At 64.9% G+C, this 22,644-nt stretch carries 21 protein-coding genes; 13 read left to right on the forward strand and 8 right to left on the reverse strand.

The features are described 5' to 3' along the window. Positions 1-40: 40 nt before the first annotated feature. Positions 41-1,264, reverse strand: a complete 1,224-nt coding sequence (gene fabB, locus UP10_RS05210) for a beta-ketoacyl-ACP synthase I (RefSeq protein WP_044586305.1) — start codon at positions 1,262-1,264, stop codon at positions 41-43. 43 nt (positions 1,265-1,307) lie between these two features. Continuing rightward, positions 1,308-1,829 (reverse strand): 3-hydroxyacyl-[acyl-carrier-protein] dehydratase FabA, encoded by a 522-nt coding sequence (gene fabA, locus UP10_RS05215; protein WP_044586306.1) that lies wholly within the window; start codon positions 1,827-1,829, stop codon positions 1,308-1,310. A gap of 326 nt (positions 1,830-2,155) precedes the next feature. Here fabA and irrA point away from each other — a divergent pair, with 326 nt between their 5' ends. Further along, positions 2,156-2,647 (forward strand): iron response transcriptional regulator IrrA, encoded by a 492-nt coding sequence (gene irrA, locus UP10_RS05220; RefSeq protein WP_044586307.1) that lies wholly within the window; start codon positions 2,156-2,158, stop codon positions 2,645-2,647. A 71-nt stretch (positions 2,648-2,718) separates the two neighbouring features. On the opposite strand, the gene UP10_RS05225 is transcribed toward irrA, so the two are convergent. Beyond that, the gene (locus UP10_RS05225; protein WP_044586502.1) at positions 2,719-3,246 is read right to left on the reverse strand and encodes an SH3 domain-containing protein; all 528 of its coding nucleotides are present in this window, start codon (positions 3,244-3,246) and stop codon (positions 2,719-2,721) included. On the opposite strand from UP10_RS05225, the gene UP10_RS45150 reads away from it, so the two are divergent. Together UP10_RS45150 and UP10_RS05230 are read left to right on the forward strand one after the other, a co-directional pair. Continuing rightward, positions 3,182-3,328, forward strand: coding sequence for a hypothetical protein (locus UP10_RS45150; RefSeq protein ID WP_197086753.1), 147 nt, complete (start codon positions 3,182-3,184; stop codon positions 3,326-3,328). The two genes, UP10_RS05225 and UP10_RS45150, sit on opposite strands and share 65 nt — an antisense overlap. A 271-nt stretch (positions 3,329-3,599) precedes the next feature. Then, positions 3,600-4,604 carry a 2-hydroxyacid dehydrogenase gene (locus UP10_RS05230; RefSeq protein WP_044586308.1) on the forward strand — a complete coding sequence of 335 codons (1,005 nt, stop codon included), beginning with the start codon at positions 3,600-3,602 and terminating at the stop codon, positions 4,602-4,604. Positions 4,605-4,753: 149 nt separating this feature from the next. Here UP10_RS05230 and UP10_RS05235 read toward each other — a convergent pair whose 3' ends face one another. Then, complete coding sequence (locus UP10_RS05235; RefSeq protein WP_044586309.1) at positions 4,754-5,554, reverse strand: HesA/MoeB/ThiF family protein; 801 nt, start codon at positions 5,552-5,554, stop codon at positions 4,754-4,756. Positions 5,555-5,665: 111 nt separating this feature from the next. Between UP10_RS05235 and UP10_RS05240 the strand changes: the two genes are divergently transcribed. Beyond that, positions 5,666-7,042 (forward strand): serine protease, encoded by a 1,377-nt coding sequence (locus tag UP10_RS05240; RefSeq protein WP_044586310.1) that lies wholly within the window; start codon positions 5,666-5,668, stop codon positions 7,040-7,042. A 3-nt stretch (positions 7,043-7,045) separates the two neighbouring features. On the opposite strand, the gene ggt is transcribed toward UP10_RS05240, so the two are convergent. Together ggt and mutM are read right to left on the reverse strand one after the other, a co-directional pair. Beyond that, entirely contained in the window at positions 7,046-8,725 is a 1,680-nt protein-coding gene (ggt, locus tag UP10_RS05245) for a gamma-glutamyltransferase (protein WP_044586311.1), read from the reverse strand. Between the two features lie 19 nt (positions 8,726-8,744). Further along, entirely contained in the window at positions 8,745-9,626 is an 882-nt protein-coding gene (mutM, locus tag UP10_RS05250) for a bifunctional DNA-formamidopyrimidine glycosylase/DNA-(apurinic or apyrimidinic site) lyase (protein ID WP_044586312.1), read from the reverse strand. Between the two features lie 158 nt (positions 9,627-9,784). Here mutM and ubiE point away from each other — a divergent pair, with 158 nt between their 5' ends. The 8 genes from ubiE to UP10_RS05290 all read left to right on the forward strand — a co-directional run bounded on the left by ubiE (position 9,785) and on the right by UP10_RS05290 (position 19,620). After that, positions 9,785-10,546 carry a bifunctional demethylmenaquinone methyltransferase/2-methoxy-6-polyprenyl-1,4-benzoquinol methylase UbiE gene (gene ubiE / locus UP10_RS05255; protein ID WP_044586503.1) on the forward strand — a complete coding sequence of 254 codons (762 nt, stop codon included), beginning with the start codon at positions 9,785-9,787 and terminating at the stop codon, positions 10,544-10,546. Beyond that, on the forward strand, positions 10,543-12,117 hold the full coding sequence (gene ubiB / locus UP10_RS05260) for a 2-polyprenylphenol 6-hydroxylase (RefSeq protein ID WP_044586313.1): 1,575 nt from the start codon (positions 10,543-10,545) through the stop codon (positions 12,115-12,117). Before ubiE ends, ubiB begins: the two co-directional genes overlap by 4 nt. A gap of 59 nt (positions 12,118-12,176) precedes the next feature. After that, entirely contained in the window at positions 12,177-13,598 is a 1,422-nt protein-coding gene (gene coaBC / locus UP10_RS05265) for a bifunctional phosphopantothenoylcysteine decarboxylase/phosphopantothenate--cysteine ligase CoaBC (protein ID WP_044586314.1), read from the forward strand. A gap of 5 nt (positions 13,599-13,603) precedes the next feature. Next, positions 13,604-14,053, forward strand: coding sequence for a dUTP diphosphatase (gene dut / locus UP10_RS05270; protein ID WP_502692168.1), 450 nt, complete (start codon positions 13,604-13,606; stop codon positions 14,051-14,053). Positions 14,054-14,348: 295 nt separating this feature from the next. After that, positions 14,349-16,850 carry a PAS domain-containing sensor histidine kinase gene (locus UP10_RS05275; protein WP_044586316.1) on the forward strand — a complete coding sequence of 834 codons (2,502 nt, stop codon included), beginning with the start codon at positions 14,349-14,351 and terminating at the stop codon, positions 16,848-16,850. Then, positions 16,847-18,370 carry a tRNA (adenosine(37)-N6)-threonylcarbamoyltransferase complex ATPase subunit type 1 TsaE gene (gene tsaE / locus UP10_RS05280; RefSeq protein WP_044586317.1) on the forward strand — a complete coding sequence of 508 codons (1,524 nt, stop codon included), beginning with the start codon at positions 16,847-16,849 and terminating at the stop codon, positions 18,368-18,370. The genes UP10_RS05275 and tsaE overlap by 4 nt, the downstream gene beginning before the upstream one ends. Positions 18,371-18,455: 85 nt before the next feature. Then, complete coding sequence (locus UP10_RS05285) at positions 18,456-18,773, forward strand: PilZ domain-containing protein (RefSeq protein WP_044586318.1); 318 nt, start codon at positions 18,456-18,458, stop codon at positions 18,771-18,773. Positions 18,774-18,897: 124 nt separating this feature from the next. Further along, positions 18,898-19,620, forward strand: a complete 723-nt coding sequence (locus UP10_RS05290) for a nucleotidyltransferase family protein (protein WP_044586504.1) — start codon at positions 18,898-18,900, stop codon at positions 19,618-19,620. A 20-nt stretch (positions 19,621-19,640) separates the two neighbouring features. On the opposite strand, the gene UP10_RS05295 is transcribed toward UP10_RS05290, so the two are convergent. Together UP10_RS05295 and UP10_RS05300 are read right to left on the reverse strand one after the other, a co-directional pair. After that, a complete protein-coding gene (locus tag UP10_RS05295; protein ID WP_044586319.1) occupies positions 19,641-20,654 on the reverse strand; it encodes a DUF2891 domain-containing protein in 1,014 nt (337 codons plus the stop codon). Continuing rightward, positions 20,651-21,469 (reverse strand): hypothetical protein, encoded by an 819-nt coding sequence (locus UP10_RS05300; RefSeq protein ID WP_245321665.1) that lies wholly within the window; start codon positions 21,467-21,469, stop codon positions 20,651-20,653. Before UP10_RS05300 ends, UP10_RS05295 begins: the two co-directional genes overlap by 4 nt. A 194-nt stretch (positions 21,470-21,663) precedes the next feature. On the opposite strand from UP10_RS05300, the gene UP10_RS05305 reads away from it, so the two are divergent. Then, complete coding sequence (locus UP10_RS05305) at positions 21,664-22,584, forward strand: LysR family transcriptional regulator (protein WP_044586320.1); 921 nt, start codon at positions 21,664-21,666, stop codon at positions 22,582-22,584. Positions 22,585-22,644 lie beyond the last annotated feature (60 nt).

Below are 22,644 nucleotides of genomic sequence, written 5' to 3' on the forward strand. Positions count from 1 at the left end.
TTCGGATCGTCGCAAAGTCGCCAAAGACGTCAGGACGGCATCAAGCGTCCAGCCGCCTGAACACCAGCGTCGCGTTGGTGCCGCCGAAGCCGAATGAGTTCGACAGCACGGTCGTGAGCTTGGCATTGTCGATGCGCTTACGCACGATCGGCATGTCGGCGAAGATAGGGTCGAGTTCAGTGATATGGGCGCTCTCGCAGACGAAGCCGTTATTCATCATCATCAGCGAGTAGATCGCCTCCTGGACGCCGGTGGCGCCGAGCGAATGGCCGGTCAACGCCTTGGTCGCCGAGATCGGCGGGCACTTGTCGCCGACGCCGAACACCTTGCGGATTGCCTCCATCTCAGGCGGATCGCCGGCCGGCGTCGAGGTCGCGTGCGGATTGATGTAGTCGATCGGTGTGTTCACGGTCGCGATCGCCATGCGCATGCATCGCTCGGCGCCCTCACCCGACGGCGCTACCATGTCGTAACCGTCGGATGTTGCGCCATAGCCGACGATCTCACCGTAGATCTTCGCGCCGCGCGCCCTGGCATGCTCCAGCTCTTCCAGCACCACGACACCCGCGCCGCCGGCGATCACAAAACCGTCGCGGCTGATGTCGTAGGGGCGCGACGCGGTGGCCGGTGTATCGTTGTATTTCGAGGACATCGCGCCCATGGCGTCGAACAGCACCGACAGCGTCCAGTCGAGTTCCTCGCAGCCGCCGGCGAAGATGATGTCCTGCTTGCCGATCTGGATCGTCTCATAGGCATTGCCGATGCAATGGTTCGACGTCGCACAGGCCGAGGAGATCGAATAGTTCACACCTTTGATCTTGAACCAGGTCGCGAGCGTTGCGGATGCGGTCGACGACATGCCCTTGGGCACCGCGAACGGGCCGACCCGCTTCGGCCCCTTGGTCCGCGCGATGTCGGCAGCTTCTACCAGGGTCCGTGTCGATGGCCCGCCCGATCCCATGATGATGCCGGTGCGGATATTGGAGACTTCAGTCTCCTCAAGGCCGGAATCGCGGATCGCCTGTTCCATTGCGACGTGATTCCACGCGGCGCCTTCGGCGAGGAACCGCATCGCGCGGCGATCGATCATCTCTGATGGATTGAGGGTCGGTGCTCCGTGCACCTGCGAACGGAAACCAAGCTCCGCGGCCTTTACCGCACGCGTGATGCCCGACTTCGCCTCGTGAAGGCTCGCAAGCACTTCCTGGGTGTTATTGCCGATGGACGAGACAATCCCCATCCCCGTTACGACAACCCGCCTCATGTTCGCCTCGCCCTACCGTTATTCTCTCGCATGATGATCCCGCTCAAGATGGAGCCGTGCCCTGCTTGAACAATCCGACCTTCAGATCCTTGGCGCGATAAATAATCTCACCGTCCATGGAAAGCCACCCGTCTGCGATTCCAAGCACAAGCTTTGACCGCATCACGCGCTTGATGTCGATATTGTACACAACCTTGCGCACGTGCGGCAGCACCTGGCCGGAGAACTTCAACTCACCGAGGCCGAGCGCGCGGCCGCGACCTTCACCACCGACCCAGCCGAGGTAAAAGCCGACCATTTGCCACATGGCATCGAGGCCGAGACAGCCCGGCATCACCGGATCGTTCTTGAAATGACAGCCGAAGAACCAGAGATCGGGCTTCACGTCGAGCTCGGCGCGCACCAGCCCCTTGCCGTACTCGCCGCCGGTTTCCGAGATCTCGCTGATGCGGTCGAACATCAGCATAGGCGGCAGCGGCAACTGCGCGTTGCCGGGACCGAAAAGCTCGCCCCGGCCGCAAGCCAGCAAATCTTCGTATTCGTAACCGCCGCGCCGATCCAGCATCCTATTCAGCCTCTCAAATATCCCGATGAAGCGCTTTTGCCGGAGCCGGACCCCTCTTCCCACGGAACGGGGAACATCCCGTCCGTTGGCGCTACCTGGGTACGCTGCCGACCTTGGTCTCTCTGCCGTAAGCGCATATGTGGTCCGCGCGCTCTCTAACATAGGCCCAACAAGGCGGCAAAGCGCGATTCAAGGGAGAAATCATGGCTTCTCCATGGGTTTCGCCTTTACCTTCGATTCGTTCTAGTTGCGAAAAACTTGCATCTGATGGCCATCCTTTTTATATTTATCGGGAATATCGTCCGAGTTAGGTGCATAGAGTGGATATGAACGACGAAGTATCGGTTTTGAACGATGACGCCGTGCACCCGGCTGCGCGGAGCGGTGGGCATCACCCGGCCCTGACCGGCTGCCCCTGGCATGACGTCAACGAGATGCTGCAGGCCGCAGGCCTTCGGCCGACCCGGCAGCGCATGGCGCTGGGCTGGCTGCTATTCGGCAAGGGCGCCCGGCATCTGACCGCTGAAATGCTGTACGAGGAAGCCACGCTGGCCAAGGTGCCGGTGTCATTGGCGACTGTCTACAACACGCTCAACCAGCTGACCGATGCCGGCCTTTTGCGCCAGGTCAGCGTCGACGGCACCAAGACCTATTTCGACACCAACGTGTCGGCGCATCACCACTTCTATCTCGAGCACAATCACGAGCTGGTCGACATTCCCGACCCGAACCTGATGCTCACCAAGATGCCCGAGGTGCCCGAAGGCTACGAGATCGCCCGCGTCGACATGGTCGTGCGGCTGCGCAAGAAGCGCTGATCATCTCACCGCCGATTTGAAATGTTGATGGCCGGGCTCTGTCCCGGCCATTGTCGTTTTGGGAGGCATCGTCATTCCACCTTCTCGTCGGCGTAGACGCCCCACAAGCGCTGCTGCTCGATCCAGCCATCGAATCCAGTGCCGGAGACCCGGCACCAATTGTTGGCGCATTTCTTGACCTGCGTCACCACACCGGCTTGGAGCCGCGCCGCGACCGCGCTGGTGGCGTCGGGGCGATCGTAGACCGATGCGAGATCGTCCTTGTTCTTCATCGTGACGACGGCCGTGCGGCGGCCGGACAGCAGGGAGTGATAGACCCAGCCTTCGGCGCCCTCGGAATCGCGCACCCGGCGCCAATTCTCGAATTCGGCGGTGATTTCGACCGGCAGGCCGGATCGGGTGTAGACCCAGGCGACATCATTGTCCTTGGTCGGGCCGGCCCTGACGTTCACATGATCGGATTTCAGGCTGACATAGCGCGGGATCGGCAGTCCGCTCGTGGTCGGGCTCGCTTCCTTGGCCGAATGGCCGGGCATGACCGACGCACCCAGCATGCACCCGACCAATGCCGCCAACGAACCGAAACGCCAGAACGCCACCATCAACTCGTCTCCCGTCGAGATGACCAACCCGCATTCGGCGAGTTGTAACCCCAAACCCAAGCTTGAAAACCAAGCCTGAAACCCAGACCCCGTCACCGCCCTGTCCGTTCCCCGACCTGCGATTTCCGAGGGGTTCTTGTCTTGGCCCGGCCTTCTGCTAGAGAGGACGGAACGCTTAAGAACCAGACGCCCGAACTTTCCCCGGCAATGCCAGGGCAAGTATCCGGGAACCCAAGGAAACGCGAAGGAAACGCCGGGACAGCGCGGCTATCTGCAGTGTCGAACAACCGGGTTAATGAGGTCTCAACGGCTTGAATTTTGGCAAGCCGCGCGCCTCATGAGAGCAGGACATGTCGGTAAAGAAAAAGCCTCTCGTCGTCGTCACCCGCAAGCTGCCGGACTCGATTGAGACCCGGATGCGCGAGCTGTTCGATGCCAGATTGAATCTCGACGACACGCCGATGACCGCGGAACAGATCGCGGAAGCCGCGCGCAGCGCGGACATATTGGTGCCGACGGTGACCGATCTGATCAGCGAGGACATGATCAACCAGCCGGACTGCAAGCTGAAGATGATCGCGAATTTCGGCAACGGCGTCGACAATATCGACGTCGTGGCGGCGCATGCACGCGGCATCACCGTGACCAACACGCCGAAAGTGCTGACCGAGGACACCGCCGACATGACGATGGCGCTGATCCTGGCGGTGCCGCGGCGGATGATCGAGGGCGCCTCGATCCTGACTGAAGGCAAGCAGCACTGGGCGGGCTGGTCGCCGACCTGGATGCTCGGCCACCGCATCGGCGGAAAACGGCTCGGCATCATCGGCATGGGCCGGATCGGCCAGGCGGTGGCCCGCCGCGCCCGCGCCTTCGGGCTGCAGATCCACTATCACAACCGCCGCCCGGTGGCGCCGAAGATCGCCGACGAGTTGGGGGCGACCTATTGGGAAAGCCTCGACCAGATGCTGGCGCGGATGGACATCATCTCGGTGAACTGTCCGCACACGCCGGCCACTTACCATCTGCTCTCGGCACGGCGGCTGAAGCTGGTCCGGAAAGAGGCCTACATCGTCAACACCGCGCGCGGCGGGGTGATCGACGAGGACACGCTGATCAAGCTGATCGAAGCCGGCGAGGTCGGCGGCGCCGGCCTCGACGTCTATGAGCACGAGCCCGCGGTGAACCCGAAGCTGGTGCGGCTGGCGCGGGCCGGCAAGGTGACGCTATTGCCGCATATGGGCTCAGCCACAATCGAAGGCCGCGTCGAGATGGGCGAGAAGGTCATCATCAACATCCGCACCTTCCTCGACAACCACAAGCCGCCGGATCGCGTGCTGCCGAGCATGCTGTAGACCAACATTCGGTGTCGTCCCTGCGAACGCGGGGACCCATAACCACCGATGTTCATGGCTGCACTGGGCCGTGGCCCCAACCTTCGCAATCACGTCGGACTGTGGTTATGGGTCCCGGCTCAAGGCCGGGACGACGATGCGGCGCTGGTCTACAAATGCCCGCTCAGATCGGTGATGACTGGGGCATCACCGTTGAGCGGGTTCTCCGGATCGCGCGCGTAGCGCAGGGTTTCGAACCGCATCGCGCGCGCATCCACCATCAGCAGGCGACCGACCAGGCTCTCGCCGAAGCCGACGATCTCGCGGATCGCCTCCAGCGCCATCATCGATCCCAAGATACCGGCGAGCGCGCCCATCACGCCGGCCTCGGCGCAGGCCGGCACCGTGCCCGGCGGCGGCGGCTCCGGAAACAGGCAGCGATAGGTCGGGTTGAGATCGCCTTGCGCGTTCCTCTCATGCGCGCGGATCGTGGTCAGCGAGCCGTCGAACTGGCCCAGCGCCGCCGTGATCAGCGGCTTGCCGGCGAGGAAGCAGGCGTCGGAGACCAGATAGCGGGTCTCGAAATTGTCAGAGCCGTCGAGCACGAGATCGTAACCCGCGATCAGCGGCAGCGCATTGACAGTATCGAGCCGCACCGGATGCGCCTCGAACGTCACGTGCGGATTCAGCGCATGAATCTGCGCGGCCGCGCTGTCGACCTTGCGCTTGCCGATATCAGGCGTCGCGTGGATGATCTGGCGCTGCAGATTCGACAGCGACACGATGTCATCATCGACGACGCCGAGCCTGCCGACGCCGGCGGCCGCCAGATACATCAGCACCGGCGCGCCGAGACCGCCTGCCCCGATCACCAGCACCGAGGCCTGCTTCAGCGCGTTCTGGCCGGGGCCGCCGACCTCGCGCAGCACGATGTGGCGGGCATAGCGTTCGAGTTCGTCGGCACTCAGCATATGACTTCCTGGGGCGCCGTTCCCTGAACCGGGGCGCTGTTGTTGCCGACCAAGCAGATGTGCTTAATTGCGTGGACGTCAATGGCTTCAGTCTTTCCCTCCGGGTTTGTCATGAGATCGGTGCTTTCGGCAACATTGATGGTTGTGACCGCATTCGTCGCAGGAATGGGCGCCGCGCAGGCCCAACTGACACCGCCGTCGACCGCCGGCGCCAAGCCGAAGGTCGTGACGACCGTCCCGGTCCGTCCCGCGCTGCAGAAGCCGGAAGACACCGCGAACGCGATGGCGCAGGCCGAGCGGCTGGCGCTGCAATCGGACCTCGCCTGGGTCGGCGAATATAACGGCGCCATCACCGGCGACGTCAGCGATCGCATGGTCAATGCGATCAAGGAATTCCAAAAGAACCGCGGTGGCAAGCCGACCGGCGTGCTGAACCCGCAGGAACGCGGCCTGCTCGCCGACACCGCGCGGCGACGGCAGGAGAATGTCGGCTGGAAGATCGTCACCGAGCCCGCCACAGGCGCACGCCTCGGCATTCCGACAAAACTGGCGCCGCAGCTCACCAGCGATGCCTCCGGCGCCAAATGGACGTCGTCGACCGGTACCATCCAGATACAGCTGACGCGGCGCAAGGAGGCTAGCCCGACCACCGCGAAACTCGCCGAGCGCGAAAAGAAGGAACCAGCCGGCCGTACCATCGACTATACCGTGGTGAAGCCGGATTTCTTCGTGCTCTCGGGCATGCAAGGCCTGAAGAAGTTTTATCTGCGCGGCACCTTCAGGGGCGACGAAGTGCGCATCCTCACCATCCTCTACGACCAGGCGACCGAAAATACCGTCGAGCCGGTGGTGATCGCGATGTCGAGCGCGTTCAATGCGTTCCCGTCGGGCGTGCAGGCCGGTCCGCCGCCGCGCAAAACCGTGGACTATGGCACCGGCGTCGTGGTCAGCGACGACGGCGCCGTCGTCACCGATCGCGTGGTCACCGACGAGTGCATCGCGCTGACGATCCCGGGCTACGGCCATGCCGATCGGGTCGCCGAGGACAAGGAGCACGATCTCGCGTTGTTGCGTATCTATGGCGCGCGCGGGCTGAAGCCGCTCGATATCGCAGGCAACGCGACAAAGACGGCACTCGACATCGCCGGCATCGCCGATCCGCAGAACCAGGGCGGCGCCGCGGCGGCGACCAGCGTGAAGGCCGCGGTGGCGGAAATCGGCGGCGGCAGCGATGCTGCATTGTCGCCGGCGCCTGCGCTCGGCTTCTCCGGTGGAGCGGCGCTCGACAGCGACGGCAAGTTCGCCGGCATCGCGCTGTTGAAGCCCGTCATCGTGGCAGGCCCAGCCAACGCGGCACCTCCCGCCCAAGCCGCGCTGGTGCCTGCGGACACGATACGCGCCTTCCTCAAGGCGAACGGCGTAACGCCATCGGGCGGATCGGCGGATGCCAAGGCCGCCGTGGTCCGCGTGATCTGCGTCAGGAAGTAGGTCTCACCTCAACGCGAATCGGACACCGGCGCGCGCCAGACCGCCCGCAATGCCGATCGGCGTGCCGTCGGCACGCCAGCAGGCCGCGCCCGACATCAGGCCATCGTCGTGGAACTGGATCGCATTCATGCCGCCGGCGACCGTCGCCACCACCTGCACTCTGTGGCCCTTCGCAGTGAGCGCGGCGCGGATCGTCTCCGGCACCGCCTGCTCGACTTCGAGCGCGTTGCCCTCGGTCCAGACCCGCGGCGCCTCGACCGCCTCCTGCAGGCTCATGCCGTGATCGATCAGGTTGATCAGCGCCTGCATCGCGCTCGGGAAGATGCGCTTTCCGCCGGGCAGCCCGAGCGCGTAGACGAGCTTGCCGTCGCGCAGCGCCATCATTGGCGACATCGACGTGGTGACGCGCTTGCCTGCGGCCAGCGACAGTGCATGTCCCGGCCGCGGATCGAACAGATTCATGTAGTTGTTCGGCACCGTGCCGAGGCCCGGGATCAGGATCCTCGCACCAAACAGATTGTTGATGGTCTGCGTGGTCGCGACCACATTGCCCATCGCATCTGCCGCGGTCATGTGCGTGGTATGCGCGCTTTCGAGTTGCGTGACACCCGCGCTCCAGGCTTGCGCGCGATCAGGATCGATGGCGCGGCGTCGCTCGCCGGCATAGGCCTTCGAGGTAAGCCGCTCCACCGGCACGTTGACATAGGCGGGATCGCCGCTCGCGGCCGCGCGATCAGCAAAGGCTATCTTCAGCACCTCGGCGAGATAATGAATGGTCTGGGCTGAGCCAAAGCCGAGGCCTGCGATGTCGTAGCCTTCGAGGATGTTGAGCATCTCGGTGATGTGCACGCCCGACGCGGCCGGCGGCGGCGGTCCCAAGATTTCCCAGCCGCGATAGTCGGCGCGGATCGGCTGCCGCTCGACGGTCCTGTAGGTCGTGAGATCTTCGCGGGCGATGAAGCCGCCGTTCTTTGTCATGTAATCGACGAGGATGTCACCGAGCGGGCCCTGATAGAGCGCGTCCTCGCCATGCTCCGCGATATAGCGCAAGGTCTCGGCATATTCTGCTTGCACCACGCGATCGCCGGGTTTTAGCGGCGTTCCCTTGGGCAGATAGATCGCCGCAATCGGCTTGTCTTTCAGCATCTCCGCGGCACCATCGGTGATGCATTCGTGCAAGTATGGCGTCGCCGCATAACCGCGCGACGCATGCTTGATCGCGGGCTGCATCACGTCGGCGAGACTCATGGTGCCGAAGCGACGCAACGTTTCGCACCAGGCCTTCAGCGAGCCGGGGACCGCGACCGCCTTGGGGCCATTGAGATTCTCATTGCCAACGGTGTCGAACACGTCATGCGCCGAACCCGGCTTCGAGGTGTAGGTGTCAGGCCGCACCGCTTTCGGCACCGTGCTCTGGCCGTCGATGAAGCGATGGCTACCGTCGGAAGTGCGGATATGCGCCATGCCGCCGCCGATGATGCCGACCATCATCGGCTCGACCACGGTCAGCGTGAACAAGGTCGCGATCGCCGCATCGATGGCGTTGCCGCCGCCGGCGAGCATTTCGGCGCCCGCGCTGGATGCCAGCGGATGATTGCTGACGACCATGCCGCGGCTCCCGCTGGCCGGCTGCTTCTGACATTGAAAGCTCGTCGCCGCGCGATCGCGCCAGTTGTTGCTCATGATCGTCCTCGCTTTATTGTTATTTTTGACATTTCGGGCACCAGAACGTCGAACGGCCGTTCTGGACGAAACGCCTGACGATGCCGCCGCAGCCGGCGGTCCGGCACGTTTCGCCTTCGCGATCGTAAACCTGGAACGAGTGCTGGAAGTAGCCGAGCTCGCCATTGGTCAGCCGATGATCGCTGATCGACGAGCCGCCGGCCTTGATCGCCTGGTTGAGCACGGAGTGGATGGCACTGACCACCCGCTTGGAATGATCCGTCGGCTCGGCCTTCTTGGTCGCAAGCGTCGCGGCCAATCGCCGCGGCGACAAATGCGAGCGAAACAGCACCTCGCAGACATAGATGTTGCCAAGTCCCGCCACCACGCGCTGGTCGAGCAGCGCGGCCTTCAGGCTGGTCTTCTTGTTGTGGCAGGACCGCGCCAGCATCACCGCATCGAATTCGTTGCCGAGCGGTTCGGGACCCAGCCCCTTCAGCAGCGGCTCATCCTCGATCGCGTTGCGGGCGATGATCTTCATGTAGCCAAAGCGACGCGGATCGTTGAAGACAACCGCCGCACCCGACGACATATGGAACACGACATGATCGTGCGCGCGATCCTCGCTGCGCGGATGATGGAATTGGCCTGGCGTCGCGTTGACCTCCTCCTTCAGCACGCGGAACGAGCCCGACATGCCCAGATGCATCAGCAGCACATCGCCCGAGGCGAGGTCCGCCATCAGATATTTGGCGCGGCGGCCGAGCCCGGTGACGGTCTGGCCCTCGAGCCGGGCGATAAAGTCTTTTTGAAAGGGAAACCGCAGATCCTTGCGGCGGGCTTCGGCCTTGACAATTTTTGACCCTTCCATGGCCGGCTGCAGGCCGCGGCGGACGGTCTCGACTTCGGGTAATTCCGGCATGGCAGGCATTCACCTTTTGGAAGTGACGTGATAGCGCCATTGCGGCGGGCGCGCTATGGTCCGGCTGGAGCGTTTTCGAGCCAAGCCTGTCCCGCACTTGATGCGGGATGGGTACCGGTTCGCGTGAAGAAAACGCGACCAAAAAAGAGTATGAGTTGATGGATCGGCCAGATCAAACCACCCATTTTGGCTTCAGGGACGTTCCCCTGGGCGAAAAGCAGACGCTGGTGAACGAGGTGTTTCACAGCGTGGCGTCCCGCTACGATCTGATGAACGATCTGATGTCGGCGGGCCTGCACCGGGCCTGGAAGGACATCATGATCACGGCGCTCGATCCGCCGAAGAACGACAAACCGTTCGCGCTGCTCGACGTCGCCGGCGGCACCGGTGATATCGCGTTCCGTGCTGCCAAGGCCGCCGGCGCAGGTTTTCGCGCCACGGTCTGCGACATCAATGGCGACATGCTCGCCGTGGGCCGCGAGCGCGCCGCCAAGCAGCATCTTGATGACCGGGTATCGTTCGTTGAAGGCAATGCCGAAGCCCTGAGCTTCGCCGACCGTTCGTTCGACGCCTACACGATCGCGTTCGGCATCCGCAACGTGCCGCAGATCGACCTCGCACTTCGCGAGGCCTATCGCGCGCTCAAGCCCGGCAGCCGATTCCTGTGCCTGGAATTCTCCACCGTCGACGTCCCCGGCCTCGACCGGATCTACGACCTGTTCTCGTTCAAGGTGATCCCGCCGCTCGGTCGCGCCATCACCGGCGATGCCGAGTCCTATCAATATCTCGTCGAATCGATCCGCAAATTCCCGCGGCCGAACGCATTCGCCGAGATGATCGGCGCCGCCGGCTTCTCGCGCGTGAAGTGGCAGAGCCTCTCCGGCGGCATCGTGGCGCTGCATTCAGGCTGGCGTTTGTGATCTCTGCACTGACCCACATCACGCGCCTCGCTCGCGCCGGTTTCGTGTTTGCGCGCGAAGGCGTGTTCGGCGTCGTCGATCCCTCGCTGGTGCCGCCGCCCGGACAACTCGCGCTGAAGCTGGCACGACTGATCGAGCGGCCCGGCGCCAAGTCAGGCCCACGGCTGTCGCGCGCACTGACGCGACTCGGGCCTGCCTACCTCAAGCTCGGACAATTTCTCGCGACGCGTCCCGACGTGGTCGGCGTGATGATGGCGCGCGATCTCGAAGCCTTGCAGGACCGGCTGCCGCCGTTCTCGCAGGAAGAGGCTGAGGCTGTGATCGCGCAATCGCTGGAACGGCCCGTGGCGCAGGCTTTTGTCAGCCTCGGCCCACCGGTGGCCGCTGCCTCGATCGCGCAGGTGCATCACGCCGAGGTCGAGCGCAACGGCGAGCGGCACCAGGTCGCGGTCAAGGTGCTCCGGCCCAATGTCGCGTCGCGCTTCCGCCGCGACCTCGGCGATTTCTTTTTTGTCGCGAACAATGCCGAGGCCCATTCCGCCGAAGCGCGCCGTTTGCGGCTGATTGAGGTCATCAACACGATGTCGCGGTCGGTCGCGATGGAGATGGATCTGCGGCTCGAGGCGGCCGCACTCTCCGAGATGGCTGAGAACACGCGCGACGATCCGGATTTCCGCGTGCCTTCGGTGGACTGGGACCGCACCGCTCACAACGTGCTGACGATGGAGTGGATCGACGGCATCGCGCTGAACGACCATGCGCGGCTGGAGCAGGCCAAGGTCGACCTGCCGGATCTCGGCCGCAAGGTGATCCAGAGTTTTCTGCGCCACGCGCTGCGCGACGGCTTCTTCCACGCCGACATGCATCCCGGCAATCTGTTCCTCGACGATGCCGGCCGCCTCGTCGCGGTGGATTTCGGCATCATGGGGCGGCTCGGGCTGAAGGAACGGCGCTTCCTCGCCGAGATCCTGCTCGGCTTCATCACCCGCGACTATCGCCGCGTCGCCGAGGTGCATTTCGAGGCCGGCTATGTGCCCAGCCACCATTCGGTGGAGAATTTCGCGCAAGCGATCCGCGCCATCGGCGAGCCGATCCACAACCGCACCGCCGAAGAAATCTCGATGGCGAAGCTGCTGACGCTTCTGCTCGAGGTCACCGGCCTGTTCGACATGCAGACGCGGCCCGAGCTGATCCTGCTGCAGAAGACCATGGTGGTGGTCGAGGGCGTGGCACGCGGCTTCGACCCGAAGTTCGACATCTGGAAGGTCGCCGATCCCGTGGTGCGCGAATGGATCGCAAACAATCTCGGCCCGCTCGGTCGCATCCAGGGCGCGATGTCGGGCGCGGGCGAACTCGGCCGCGTCATAGCCAGCCTGCCGGCGATCGCTAACCGTGCCGTGACGGTGCTTGAGCAGTTGGAGACCATGACCCGGGAGGGTCACATGATGGCGCCGGAGACGATCGAGGCCATGGCCCGCGCCGAGGGCCGCAAGGCCCGGTGGCAGACTATCGGCCTTTGGGTCATCGCCCTCACCTTCATCGGAATCTTGGTCACCCTCCGGCGACTCTGATTGCAAAGATAGCATGATATGCTAGCATTGCTAGCATATCCCCTTTGAGAGTGCGGCCGATGGCCAATCTGACAATCCGAAAGCTCGACGACGCCATCCGCGACGAATTGCGGCTGCGGGCCGCCCGCAACGGCCGCTCGGTCGAGGACGAGGTGCGGGTGATCTTGCGCGAGGCGGCGGGCGAGCCCCCGCCTGCTGCCGCTCCCAGCGCCGCGGCGCGCCCGCAACCCACCAGCGACGTCGCGGGCGGCGAACGGCGCGTCACCCTGATCATCGGCGGCGGGATTGCCGCCTACAAGGCGCTGGACCTGATCCGGCGGCTGAAGGATCGCCGCTTCCACGTCCGCTGCGTGCTGACCAAAGCGGCCCAGCAATTCGTCACCGCGCTCGCCGCCAGCGCGCTGTCGCATGAGCGCGTCTATACCGACCTGTTTGATGCCGAGAGCGAGTTCGACGCCGGCCACATCCGGCTGGCGCGGGAGTGCGACCTGATCGTGGTGGCGCCGGCAACGGCCGATTTGATGGCCAAGATGGCGCAGGGTCATGCTGACGATCTCGCCAGCGCCATCCTGCTCGCGGCCAACAGACCGATCCTGCTGGCACCGGCGATGAACCCGCTGATGTGGAACAATCCGGCCACCCGCCGCAACGTGCTGCAGCTCCGCCGCGACGGCGTCCACACCGTCGGCCCCAATGCCGGCGAGATGGCGGAAGCCGGCGAGGCCGGTGTCGGCCGGATGGCAGAGCCGACCGAAATCGCCGCCGCCGCCGACCACACGCTGCGGCCGCCGCAGCCGCGCCCGCTGGCCGGCAAGCGTGTGCTGATCACCGCCGGCCCGACCCATGAGGCAATCGATCCCGTCCGCTACATCGCCAACCGCTCCTCCGGCAAACAGGGTTTTGCGATTGCCGCTGCCGCGCAGGCAGCCGGTGCCGAGGTCGTGCTGGTGTCAGGCCCGGTCGAGCTGCGCGACCCGGCTGGCGTCGCGGTGATGCGCGTGGAGTCCGCGCGCGACATGCTGCACCGGGTCGAAGTGGCGTTGCCGGTCGATATCGCGATCTTTGCCGCCGCCGTCGCCGATTGGCGGGTCGCGAGTGAGGGCGAGCAGAAGCTGAAGAAGACCGCCGCCGGCATGCCGCCGCTGCAGCTTGTCGAAAACCCCGACATCCTCGCGACGATTTCGAAGCTCAGGGACAAGCGGCCGCCGTTGGTGATCGGCTTTGCCGCCGAGACCGAGCATCTGATCGACAATGCCAAGGCAAAGTTCGCCCGCAAGGGCTGCGACTGGATCGTCGCCAACGACGTCTCGCCGACATCAGGCGTGATGGGCGGAGACCGCAATACCGTTCATCTGCTGTCGCGCGACGGCAATGACGTCAATGTCGACTCCTGGCCGGTTATGACCAAAGAAGAGGTCGCCGCCGAACTGGTGTCGCGTATCGCCAAATCGCTTGAGAAGACCGTGGGAACGACATCGTGAATGCCATGATCAAGGTTGAGATCCACCAGCTGCCGCACGGCGCAGATCTTTTTCTGCCGGCCTATCAGACCGCCGACGCGGCCGGGCTCGACCTGCTGGCAGCGGTGCCGCAGACGGCGCCGGTCATGCTGTTGCCGGGACGATACGAGATGATTCCAACCGGGCTGACGATCGCGCTGCCACCCGGCTTCGAGGCGCAGGTACGGCCGCGCTCCGGCCTTGCCGCCAAGCACGGCATCACCGTGCTGAACTCGCCCGGCACGATCGACGCCGACTATCGCGGCGAGATCAACGTGCTCTTGATCAATCACGGCCAGCAGGCGTTCCAGATCCGGCGCGGCGAGCGCATCGCGCAAATGGTGATCGCCGCCGTCACCCGGGCGGAACTGGTTCCGGTCGATGTGCTGTCCGCGACCGAGCGCGGCAGCGGCGGCTTCGGCTCGACCGGGCGGTAGCCAGCTCAATCTTGCCCGCGCAAATACGGAGTCATTTCGCGTAAAATTCGCGCGATCCGTCGCTGGCGCGTGCATTTTTTCACAGCGGATATAGCGTTCACGGTCTGGACTCTTACTCGCCGACTCCCCTTGGGACTATTCTGGCTTGATTCGAGCACGACGGGGGGTCTTCGTCGGGCTTTCTGGTTCTGCTTGGGCATGACACCCCGCGCAAACGCTACGCGTCTGTCGCGAGGGGAGACCGGTCTCCATTTTTCCGGATCATGCTTAGGAGTTGTGCGTTCTGGGGCAAACTATGACGGGCGTAGCCGCGGCGATGCGTCGAACCCTGCTGTCATGCACCTCACTGGCGCGCGACGGCATGCTGGGGCTCGCCATCAGCGCATTGCTGCCTGCGCGCGCGGCATTCGCCGCCGAGGCGCCTTTCGCCCAGGCGATTTCGGATCATTTCGGCTTCAATCATCAGGAGGTCGCGGTTCTCGCGACGTCGCTTGCGCTGGTCGGCTTTTCCGTCGTCGCCGCGATCCTGTTGATGCGTACCCGCGTCCGCGCGACCCGGAACGAGGAACGGCTGCGCTCAGACATCGTCGACCTGCAGGCGCAGTCGGACCGGCTGCGTGCATTGCTGTTCGCCGAGCCGCAGGTGCTGATCTCCTGGGCCGCGGGCGACAACCGCCCGCAAATCAGTGGCGACATCTCGCTCGTGATGTCGCAGGAGGGGTCTCCGCAGCGCATCCTCGCCTTCGGAACCTGGCTGCCGCCCGAGCCGGCGCTACAAATAGATCACGCGGTCGACGCGCTGCGCGACAAGGGCGAGGCGTTCCTGCTCAACCTGTCGACCTCGGCCGGCCGCGCCGTCGAGGCGATGGGCCGCGCGATCGGCGGCCAGGCGATCGTACGGATCCGCGAACTCGGCGGCCTCAGGCGGGAACTCGCCGAATCGAACCTGCGCTACAAGACATTGCAGGAGGAGAGCGAGCTGCTGCGCGATTTCGCCGCTGCCGCACCCTGGCCGATTTGGGGCAAGAGCGTGGAAGGCAATCTGCGCTACGCCAACGCGGCCTATGTCCACGCCACCGAGGGCAAGAGTGTCGCGGATGCGATCCAACGCAATCTGGAGCTGCTCGAAACCGATCAGCGCACCGAGCTGACCCGGGCGCTCAACGACAATGCGAGCTATGCCGCACGCCTGCCGATCGTCGTCAGCGGCGAGCGGCGGATTTACGACATCCAGGCGCTCAAGCTCGGCAGCGGCAGCGCGGGCATCGCGATCGACGCCAGCGAGGCGGCGGCGCTGCGCGCGGCAATGACGCGGATGGTCGAGGCACACCGGCGCACCCTCGACCAATTGTCGTCCGGCGTTGCCGTGTTCGATGCCGACCGGCGGCTCGCCTTCTACAATGAGTCCTATCGGCGGCTGTGGGGCCTCGATGAGGCCTTCCTCGACGGCAATCCCGATGATTCCAGCATCCTCGACCGGCTGCGCGCCAACCGCAAACTGCCAGAACAGCCGGATTTCCGCGCCTGGAAGGCCAAGCTGCATGAGGCCTATCGCGCGGTCGAATCGGAGACCTACACCTGGTTCCTGCCCGATGGCCGCGCGGTCAGCGTCGTCACCACGCCGAACCTCGAGGGCGGCATCACCTATCTGTTCGACAACGTCACCGAAAGCCTCGACCTCGCGCGCCGCTTCGACGGCCTGACGCGGGTCCAGCGCGAAACCCTCGACAACCTCGCCGAGGCGGTCGCGGTGTTCGGCAGCAACGGCCGTGCCCAACTGTTCAATCCGGCGTTCGGCAAGATGTGGAAGCTGTCGTCCGACGCGCTGCACGGGGAGCCGCATATCGAGGCGGTGGAAGCGCTGTGCAAGCCGCTCTATGACGATGCGCTGACCTGGCGCGCCTTGCGCGAATCGGTCACCTCGATCGAGAACCGAGCGCAGGTCGCACTCAAGCTGGAGCGCAAGGACGGCAGCGTGCTGGACTGCATGACCATCCCGTTGCCCGACGGCGCGACGCTGCTCACCTTCCAGGACATCACCGACACCGAAAATATCGAGCGCGCGCTGCGCGAGCGCAACGAGGCGCTGGAGGCGGCCGACCAGATGAAGGTGGACTTCGTCCACCACGTCTCCTACGAGCTGCGCGCGCCGCTTACCACCATCATCGGCTTCGCGCATTTCCTCAGCGATCCCTCGACCGGGCCGCTGACGCCGAAGCAGGCCGAGTATCTCGACTACGTCACCAAATCGACCAACGCGCTGCTGGCGCTGACCAACAACATCCTCGATCTCGCCACCATCGACGCCGGCGCGATGCGGCTCGAGCTCGGCCCGGTCAATATCGGCCAGGCGATCGAGGCCGCCGCGGAGGGTATCCAGGACCGGCTCGCGACCGATCGCATCGCGCTCAAGGTCAACGTCGAGCCCGGTACAGGCGGCTTCGTCGGCGACGAACGCCGCGTGGTCCAGGTGCTCTATAATTTGCTCGCCAACGCCGTCGGCTTCTCGCCGCACGACTCGACCGTCACGATCAGCGCGCAGCAGACCGAGCACAGCGTCGTGTTCGCCGTCACGGATTCCGGGCCGGGCATCCCGCCCGAGATGAAGGACAAGGTCTTCAACTGGTTCGAGAGCCATTCCCACGGCTCGCGGCACCGCGGCGCAGGGCTCGGCCTGTCGCTGGTGCGCTCCTTTGTCGAACTGCATGGCGGCCAGGTGCGCGTCGATTCGACCGTCGGCAAGGGCACCACCGTGACCTGCGACTTTCCGACCGCGCACCGCAACGCTGCGGAATGATCGCGACCTCGACATTCTCGGTCGCGCTCGCGAACGAAACCGCGACATCAGAGCTGATGGCCGACCTCGCGCTGCTGATCGGCGCCGGCGACGTCATCACGCTCTCGGGCGATCTCGGCGCCGGCAAGACCGCAGCGGCCCGCGCGCTGATCCGTTACCTAGCCGACGACGAGACGCTCGAGGTACCGAGTCCGACCTTCACGCTGGCGCAAAGCTACGAGCTGCCGTCATTTCCGCTTGTCCACGCCGACCTCTACCGCATCAACGATCCAAGCGAGCTGGAAGAGATCGGGCTGGCACCGCTGCCGGACGACATCGTGGCGCTGATCGAATGGCCGGAGCGCGCGCCCGATGCATTGCCCGAGGACCGCATCGACATTGCGTTCAGCCATCGCCCGGCGCTGGGATCGAACGCGCGCGCAGCCGAGATCACCGGCCGCGGCACGGCCGCGGCGAAAGTGACGCGGCTGAAGTTGTTGCGTCATTTCCTCGACAAATCGGGCTATCTCGCTGCCAGGCGCGAGCGGATGCCCGGCGATGCCTCGACGCGCTCCTATGCGCGGCTGCACGACGACAATGGCAGCGTCATCCTGATGAACTCGCCGCGGCGACCGGATGGTCCGGCGATCTATCACGGAAAGTCCTACAGCGCGGCGGTGCATCTCGCCGAGGATGTCAGGCCGTTCGTCGCGATCGGAAATGGCCTGCGCAAGCACGGCTTCTCCGCGCCCGCGATCCGGCACACCGATCTCGAATCCGGGCTTCTCATCACCGAGGATTTCGGCAACGCCGGCGCGATCGAAGGCGATCCGCCGCGGCCGGTCGCCGAGCGCTATGAGGCGGCGATCGACATGCTGGCGGCGCTGCATCGCGAGACTCTGCCCGAGACGCTGCCGCTGACGGCCGAGGTGAGCTACGACATTCCGGTTTTCGATGTTGACGCCTGGCTGATCGAAATCGGGCTGATGATCGAATGGTACATGCCCGATCGTGGCGTGCAGCCGAGCGAACAACTCCGCGCCGAATTTGTCGCGATGTGGCGCGCATTGCTGGAAAAGCCCGCCGCCGCACCACGGACCTGGGTGATCCGCGATTTCCATTCGCCGAACATCATCTGGCTCACTGAGCGCACGGGGATCCTGCGCGTCGGCATCATCGACTTCCAGGATGCGTTGCTGGGGCCCGCGGCCTACGATGTGGTGTCGCTGCTGCAGGACGCGCGGATCGACGTCCCCGAACAGCTCGAACTGTCGCTCCTGACCCGCTACATCAAGGCGCGGCGCACGACCGACGAGAGCTTCGATCCGGCCAGCTTTGCCGAGCTCTACGCGATCATGTCGGCGCAGCGGAACACCCGTCTGCTCGGCACCTTCGCCCGGCTCAACCGGCGCGACGGCAAGCCGCAATATCTCAAGCACCAGCCGCGGATCTGGACCTACCTCAACCGGTCCCTGGCCCACCCCGCGCTCGCCGCGGTCCGGGACTGGTATGCGGTCAACGTCCCTCCTCCGGTACCGTAGTTTACCGATTGTTAGCCAAGGGCCGCCTAATCTGACGCCGGCTGTGTTCCATTCAGGGGCCGCCGGTTTGGAGCAGGACCACACGATGGCGGCGGAACGACGCAGGGGCGAGCGCGTCACATTTGAGCGCGGGTTTGCGGCTCACATGATGGGCATCGACGGCACCTGGCGGCGCGACTGCACCATGGAAGACGTGTCGGAGACGGGCGCCAAGCTCACCGTCGAGGGCTCGGTCGTAGGCCTGCATTTGAAAGAATTTTTCCTGCTGCTGTCGTCCACAGGATTGGCCTATCGCCGCTGCGAGCTGGCATGGGTCAATGGCGATCAGATCGGCGTCAATTTCCTGAAACAAGGCGACAAGAAGAAGAAAGCGGCCAAACGCGGCGCGCAAGCTGACGTTTGAACCTCTATCGCCGTTGCCGTCTTAAGGCCGTCATGTCCGATGACTATGGCGTCTGATCGATATGCTTGCCGAATCGCCGTGATATGATCGGCGTAGAGAGATCATGATCGAGACTGTCCGGAAGATGCACGTCACCCCCCACAAAGCCATGGTGCTTGCCGCGGGCCTCGGCGTGCGCATGCGCCCTTTGACCAACACGATGCCGAAGCCGCTGGTGAGCGTGGCGGGCCAGCCGCTGCTCGACCACGTGCTCGACAAGCTCGCCGGCGCCGGCGTCAGCGAAGCCGTTGTCAATGTGCATTACCTGCCCGACCAGATCATCGAGCACGTCAAGACCCGCAGCCGCCCGCGCGTGATCATCTCCGACGAGCGCGACCAGGCGCTCGGCACCGGCGGCGCGGTCGTCAAGGCGTTGCCGCTGCTTGGCGAGGCGCCGTTCTATCATCTCAACGCCGATACGATGTGGATCGACGGGGTACGCTCCAATTTGGCGCGGCTCGCCGAAGCCTTCGACCCCGCGCGGATGGACATCCTGCTGCTGATGGCGCCGACCACCTCAAGCATCGGCTATAGCGGCCGCGGCGACTACGCGATGCTGCCCGACGGCGCGCTGCGCAAGCGGCGGGAGCACCAGGTGGTGCCGTTCGTCTATGCCGGCGCCGCGATCATGTCGCCAGCACTGTTTGCCGATGCCCCCGCCGGCGAGTTCTCGCTGACGAAAATGTTCGACCGTGCCAACGACCAGGAGCGGCTGTTCGGCCTGCGCCTCGACGGCGTCTGGATGCATGTCGGAACCCCCGACGCAATCCAGGCCGCGGAGGAAGCCTTCCTGGAAAGCGTCGCGTAAGCCGGTCTGACGCCTCGGAATCAATGATCGTCGTCGATGGCGAGGACGGCGAAGCTCGCCAGCCAATGTTCGCCCATATAGTCGCCGGCAATATGCGGCAGGCCGACGTCGAGATGGCGTCGTGCGGCGTCCTGCAGGATCGGGCGGCGGGTATCGCTTTCCGGCAACGCTTCGGCCAAAGCACGCCAGCACCACGCGCGGCTGAGATTGAGCCCATCGAGATGGGCAATCTTGCCGTCCGTGCGGTCGGTGACGGTCGCCGGCCGGAACAGCGTTGCGGGTTCGTGCCGCGCAAGTCGCGGCAGGAAACGATCGAACCAGGGCAGAAACGCATCCGGCGCCAGCAGGCGGCGCATGCACTCCGCTTCGATGAGCGCAGAGGACTGGAAATCGTCTCCACTTGGTTCGCCCCAGGCCGGGCAATCCTCATCCGCCCCGTACCAGCGCTGGGCCGTTTCAGCTAAGAGGGCGCTGAGCGCGCTGTCCTGCGTCGCGGCGGCATAATCGGCGGCCATGCGCAGCCCGAAAGCTGTGTTGAAATGCGTGCCGACGCGCACCGGATAGGTAGCGAGCGGCAGGAAATCGCGAAAGCGCTGCGCGAAGATGTCGGCAAGCGGGGCTACTCGCTCGCGCCAACGCGTCTCGTCGAGCAAAGAAAGTTCTGCCGCGAGCTTCAGCAGCCAGCCCCAGCCATAGGGCCGCTTGAAGCCGCGCGCCGTCGGCGCCGCGAGGTAGGCGCATTCGGCGGCGATCTTCTCGGTGACGAACTGCTCGTCGAACAGCGCGCGGATCTCATCGGCAGCTTCAGATCGCGGATGGCGACGCAGCAGTCGGGCGAGCAGCCAGTAGCCGTGGACGCAGGAATGCCAGTCATAGCTGCCGTAGAACACCGGATGCAGGTCGCGCGGCGTGCGCGCGTCCTGCGGCCCGGCCAGCGTATGGTCCGGCTTATTGGGATATTCCCGTTGCACATGGCCGAGGGCGATGCGGGCAAAGCCGACGGCAAGGTCTTCGTTAAGGATCGTGGCGCTCATGCTGCAGAATGTTCCTTTCGCCTGCGCCGAACAATGATCTCGATCAGGCGCGGTGTCATGTAGATCGGAAACTGTGTGGCCGCGAAGAACGGCGCCGTCATCGGCGACACCGCCGTGCCCATGGCGGACCAGACCAGCCCGACATTTCGGTTGCCGAGAATGAGCCCGGTGGTCAGCCGTTCGGCCAGGCTGCCCGGGGTGAGCAGGGCACCAAGCACTTGCAGGGCAAGATTGCACGCGAAGACAAGGCCGACACACATGAGCGCGGCTGCCGGCTGCGCCTCGATCTGCGCCCGCACGCCCGCCATGGTGGCAATGGCGAAAAGCAGCAGCGCAGCAAGTACAGCAGCGTCGATGATGCACGAATGCTGCACCAATTGTGCGCCGGCTTGGTGGCGCAGCAGCAGTGCCACCGCGCCCGCGCCGCCGACCAGCAGGGCCAGCCGCGTCGCCAGCGCCATCGGATCGAGCGTGAGGCCCGCGAACCCGGCTGCGATCAGCGGCACGGTGATCGGCGCGACGACCATCGACAGCAGCGTGACGGCAAGTGGGATGGTCGCATCGAAGCCCAGCATGCGCGCGACCGCCGCCGTGCCGCTCGACGGCGGCGCGCAAACCGACAGCACCAGCGCAACAATCAACTCTGCGCGACATCCGGCGCCGCGCGCTGCCAGGCCGACCAGCAGCGGACAGGCCAGCATGGCGAGCGCCGGCAACAGCAGCCAAACGGTCGGCCGACGCAAAGCTTGACGGAAAGCCCCGCCGTCGACCTGAAGAAAGGTGCCGAGGACCAGAACGAAGATCGCGGCCACCATCAGCGGGCGTACGGCACCGCCAAGGAGGGGAAGGCCAGCCCGGCCAGGACCCCGAGGATCAGCAATGTCGGTCCGCGAGGCATCCAGCCCGCGAACGCCCGCCTCAACCCGTTCCGCCGTGTCGTCATGTCCGGAGCGTAGGCGCTCACAAATCATTGTTGAAATTGATTGTTACTATACACATTATTACTTCCATGAATTTAGCTGCCGTCGATCTGAACCTGCTGGTCGCCTTCGAGGCGCTGATGGAGGAGCGCCACGTTACCCGCGCGGCTGAGCGTGTCGGGCTTGCCCAGCCGTCCATGAGCAGCGCGTTGAGGAGACTGCGCGCGCTGTTTGCGGACGAATTGTTCCTGCGCGCCGGCGCCGGCATGCAGCCGACCGAGAAGGCGCTGGCGCTCGCAGGGCCGATCAGGGAAGCGCTGCAGCAGATCCGGAGCGTGCTCGCGCCCGATCACGGCTTCGATCCGTCCACGGCGCGACGGCGCATCACGATTGCCGTGACCGATTACGGCGATCTGGTCCTGGTGCCGGAGCTGATCCGTCTGTTGCGCCGAGAGGCACCCGGCATCGACCTTGCCGTTCGCCCGCTCACCGATGCGACCGCGGCTCTCGCAAAACTCGAACGCGGTGAACTCGATGCGCTGATCGGCGGCCATTTGCCGGATTCACCGCGCTGCGTTCGGCATCGGCTGTTCGAGGAGCGCTTTGTCTGCATCCGCGACGCGACACGCGCGAATGGCACGGAGAATCTGAGCCTCGCGGACTATGCGGCCTTGCCGCACGCTCTGTTCTCGTCCGCCGGTGGCGACGGCCTGCCAAGCGTGATCGACGCTCTTCTCGCGCGCCACGGACTGAAGCGCCGGGTGGCGATGACGCTTGCGCATGTCGTCGCCGTCCCCTTTGCGGTCGCCGGCACCGATCTCGTCGCCACGATGGCCGAGCGCGTCGCACGACGCTTCACGCATGTCGCCGGCATTGCCGTCATCACGCCACCTTTCGAGATCCCCGCCTTTGCAATCGATCTCGTCCATAGCCAACGCGCCAGTGCAGATCCGGCGCTGCGGTGGTTTCTGGATGCCGTCAGCCGCTGCACCCGTCGGCTCCGGGGCTGACGCAACGCCGGCCCAATGTGGGTGACGACAGGGGTGGCTAATGGCGGTCGGCGCTCCCTA

Source organism: Bradyrhizobium sp. LTSPM299 (genome assembly GCF_000938235.1).
Classification (GTDB): domain Bacteria; phylum Pseudomonadota; class Alphaproteobacteria; order Rhizobiales; family Xanthobacteraceae; genus Bradyrhizobium.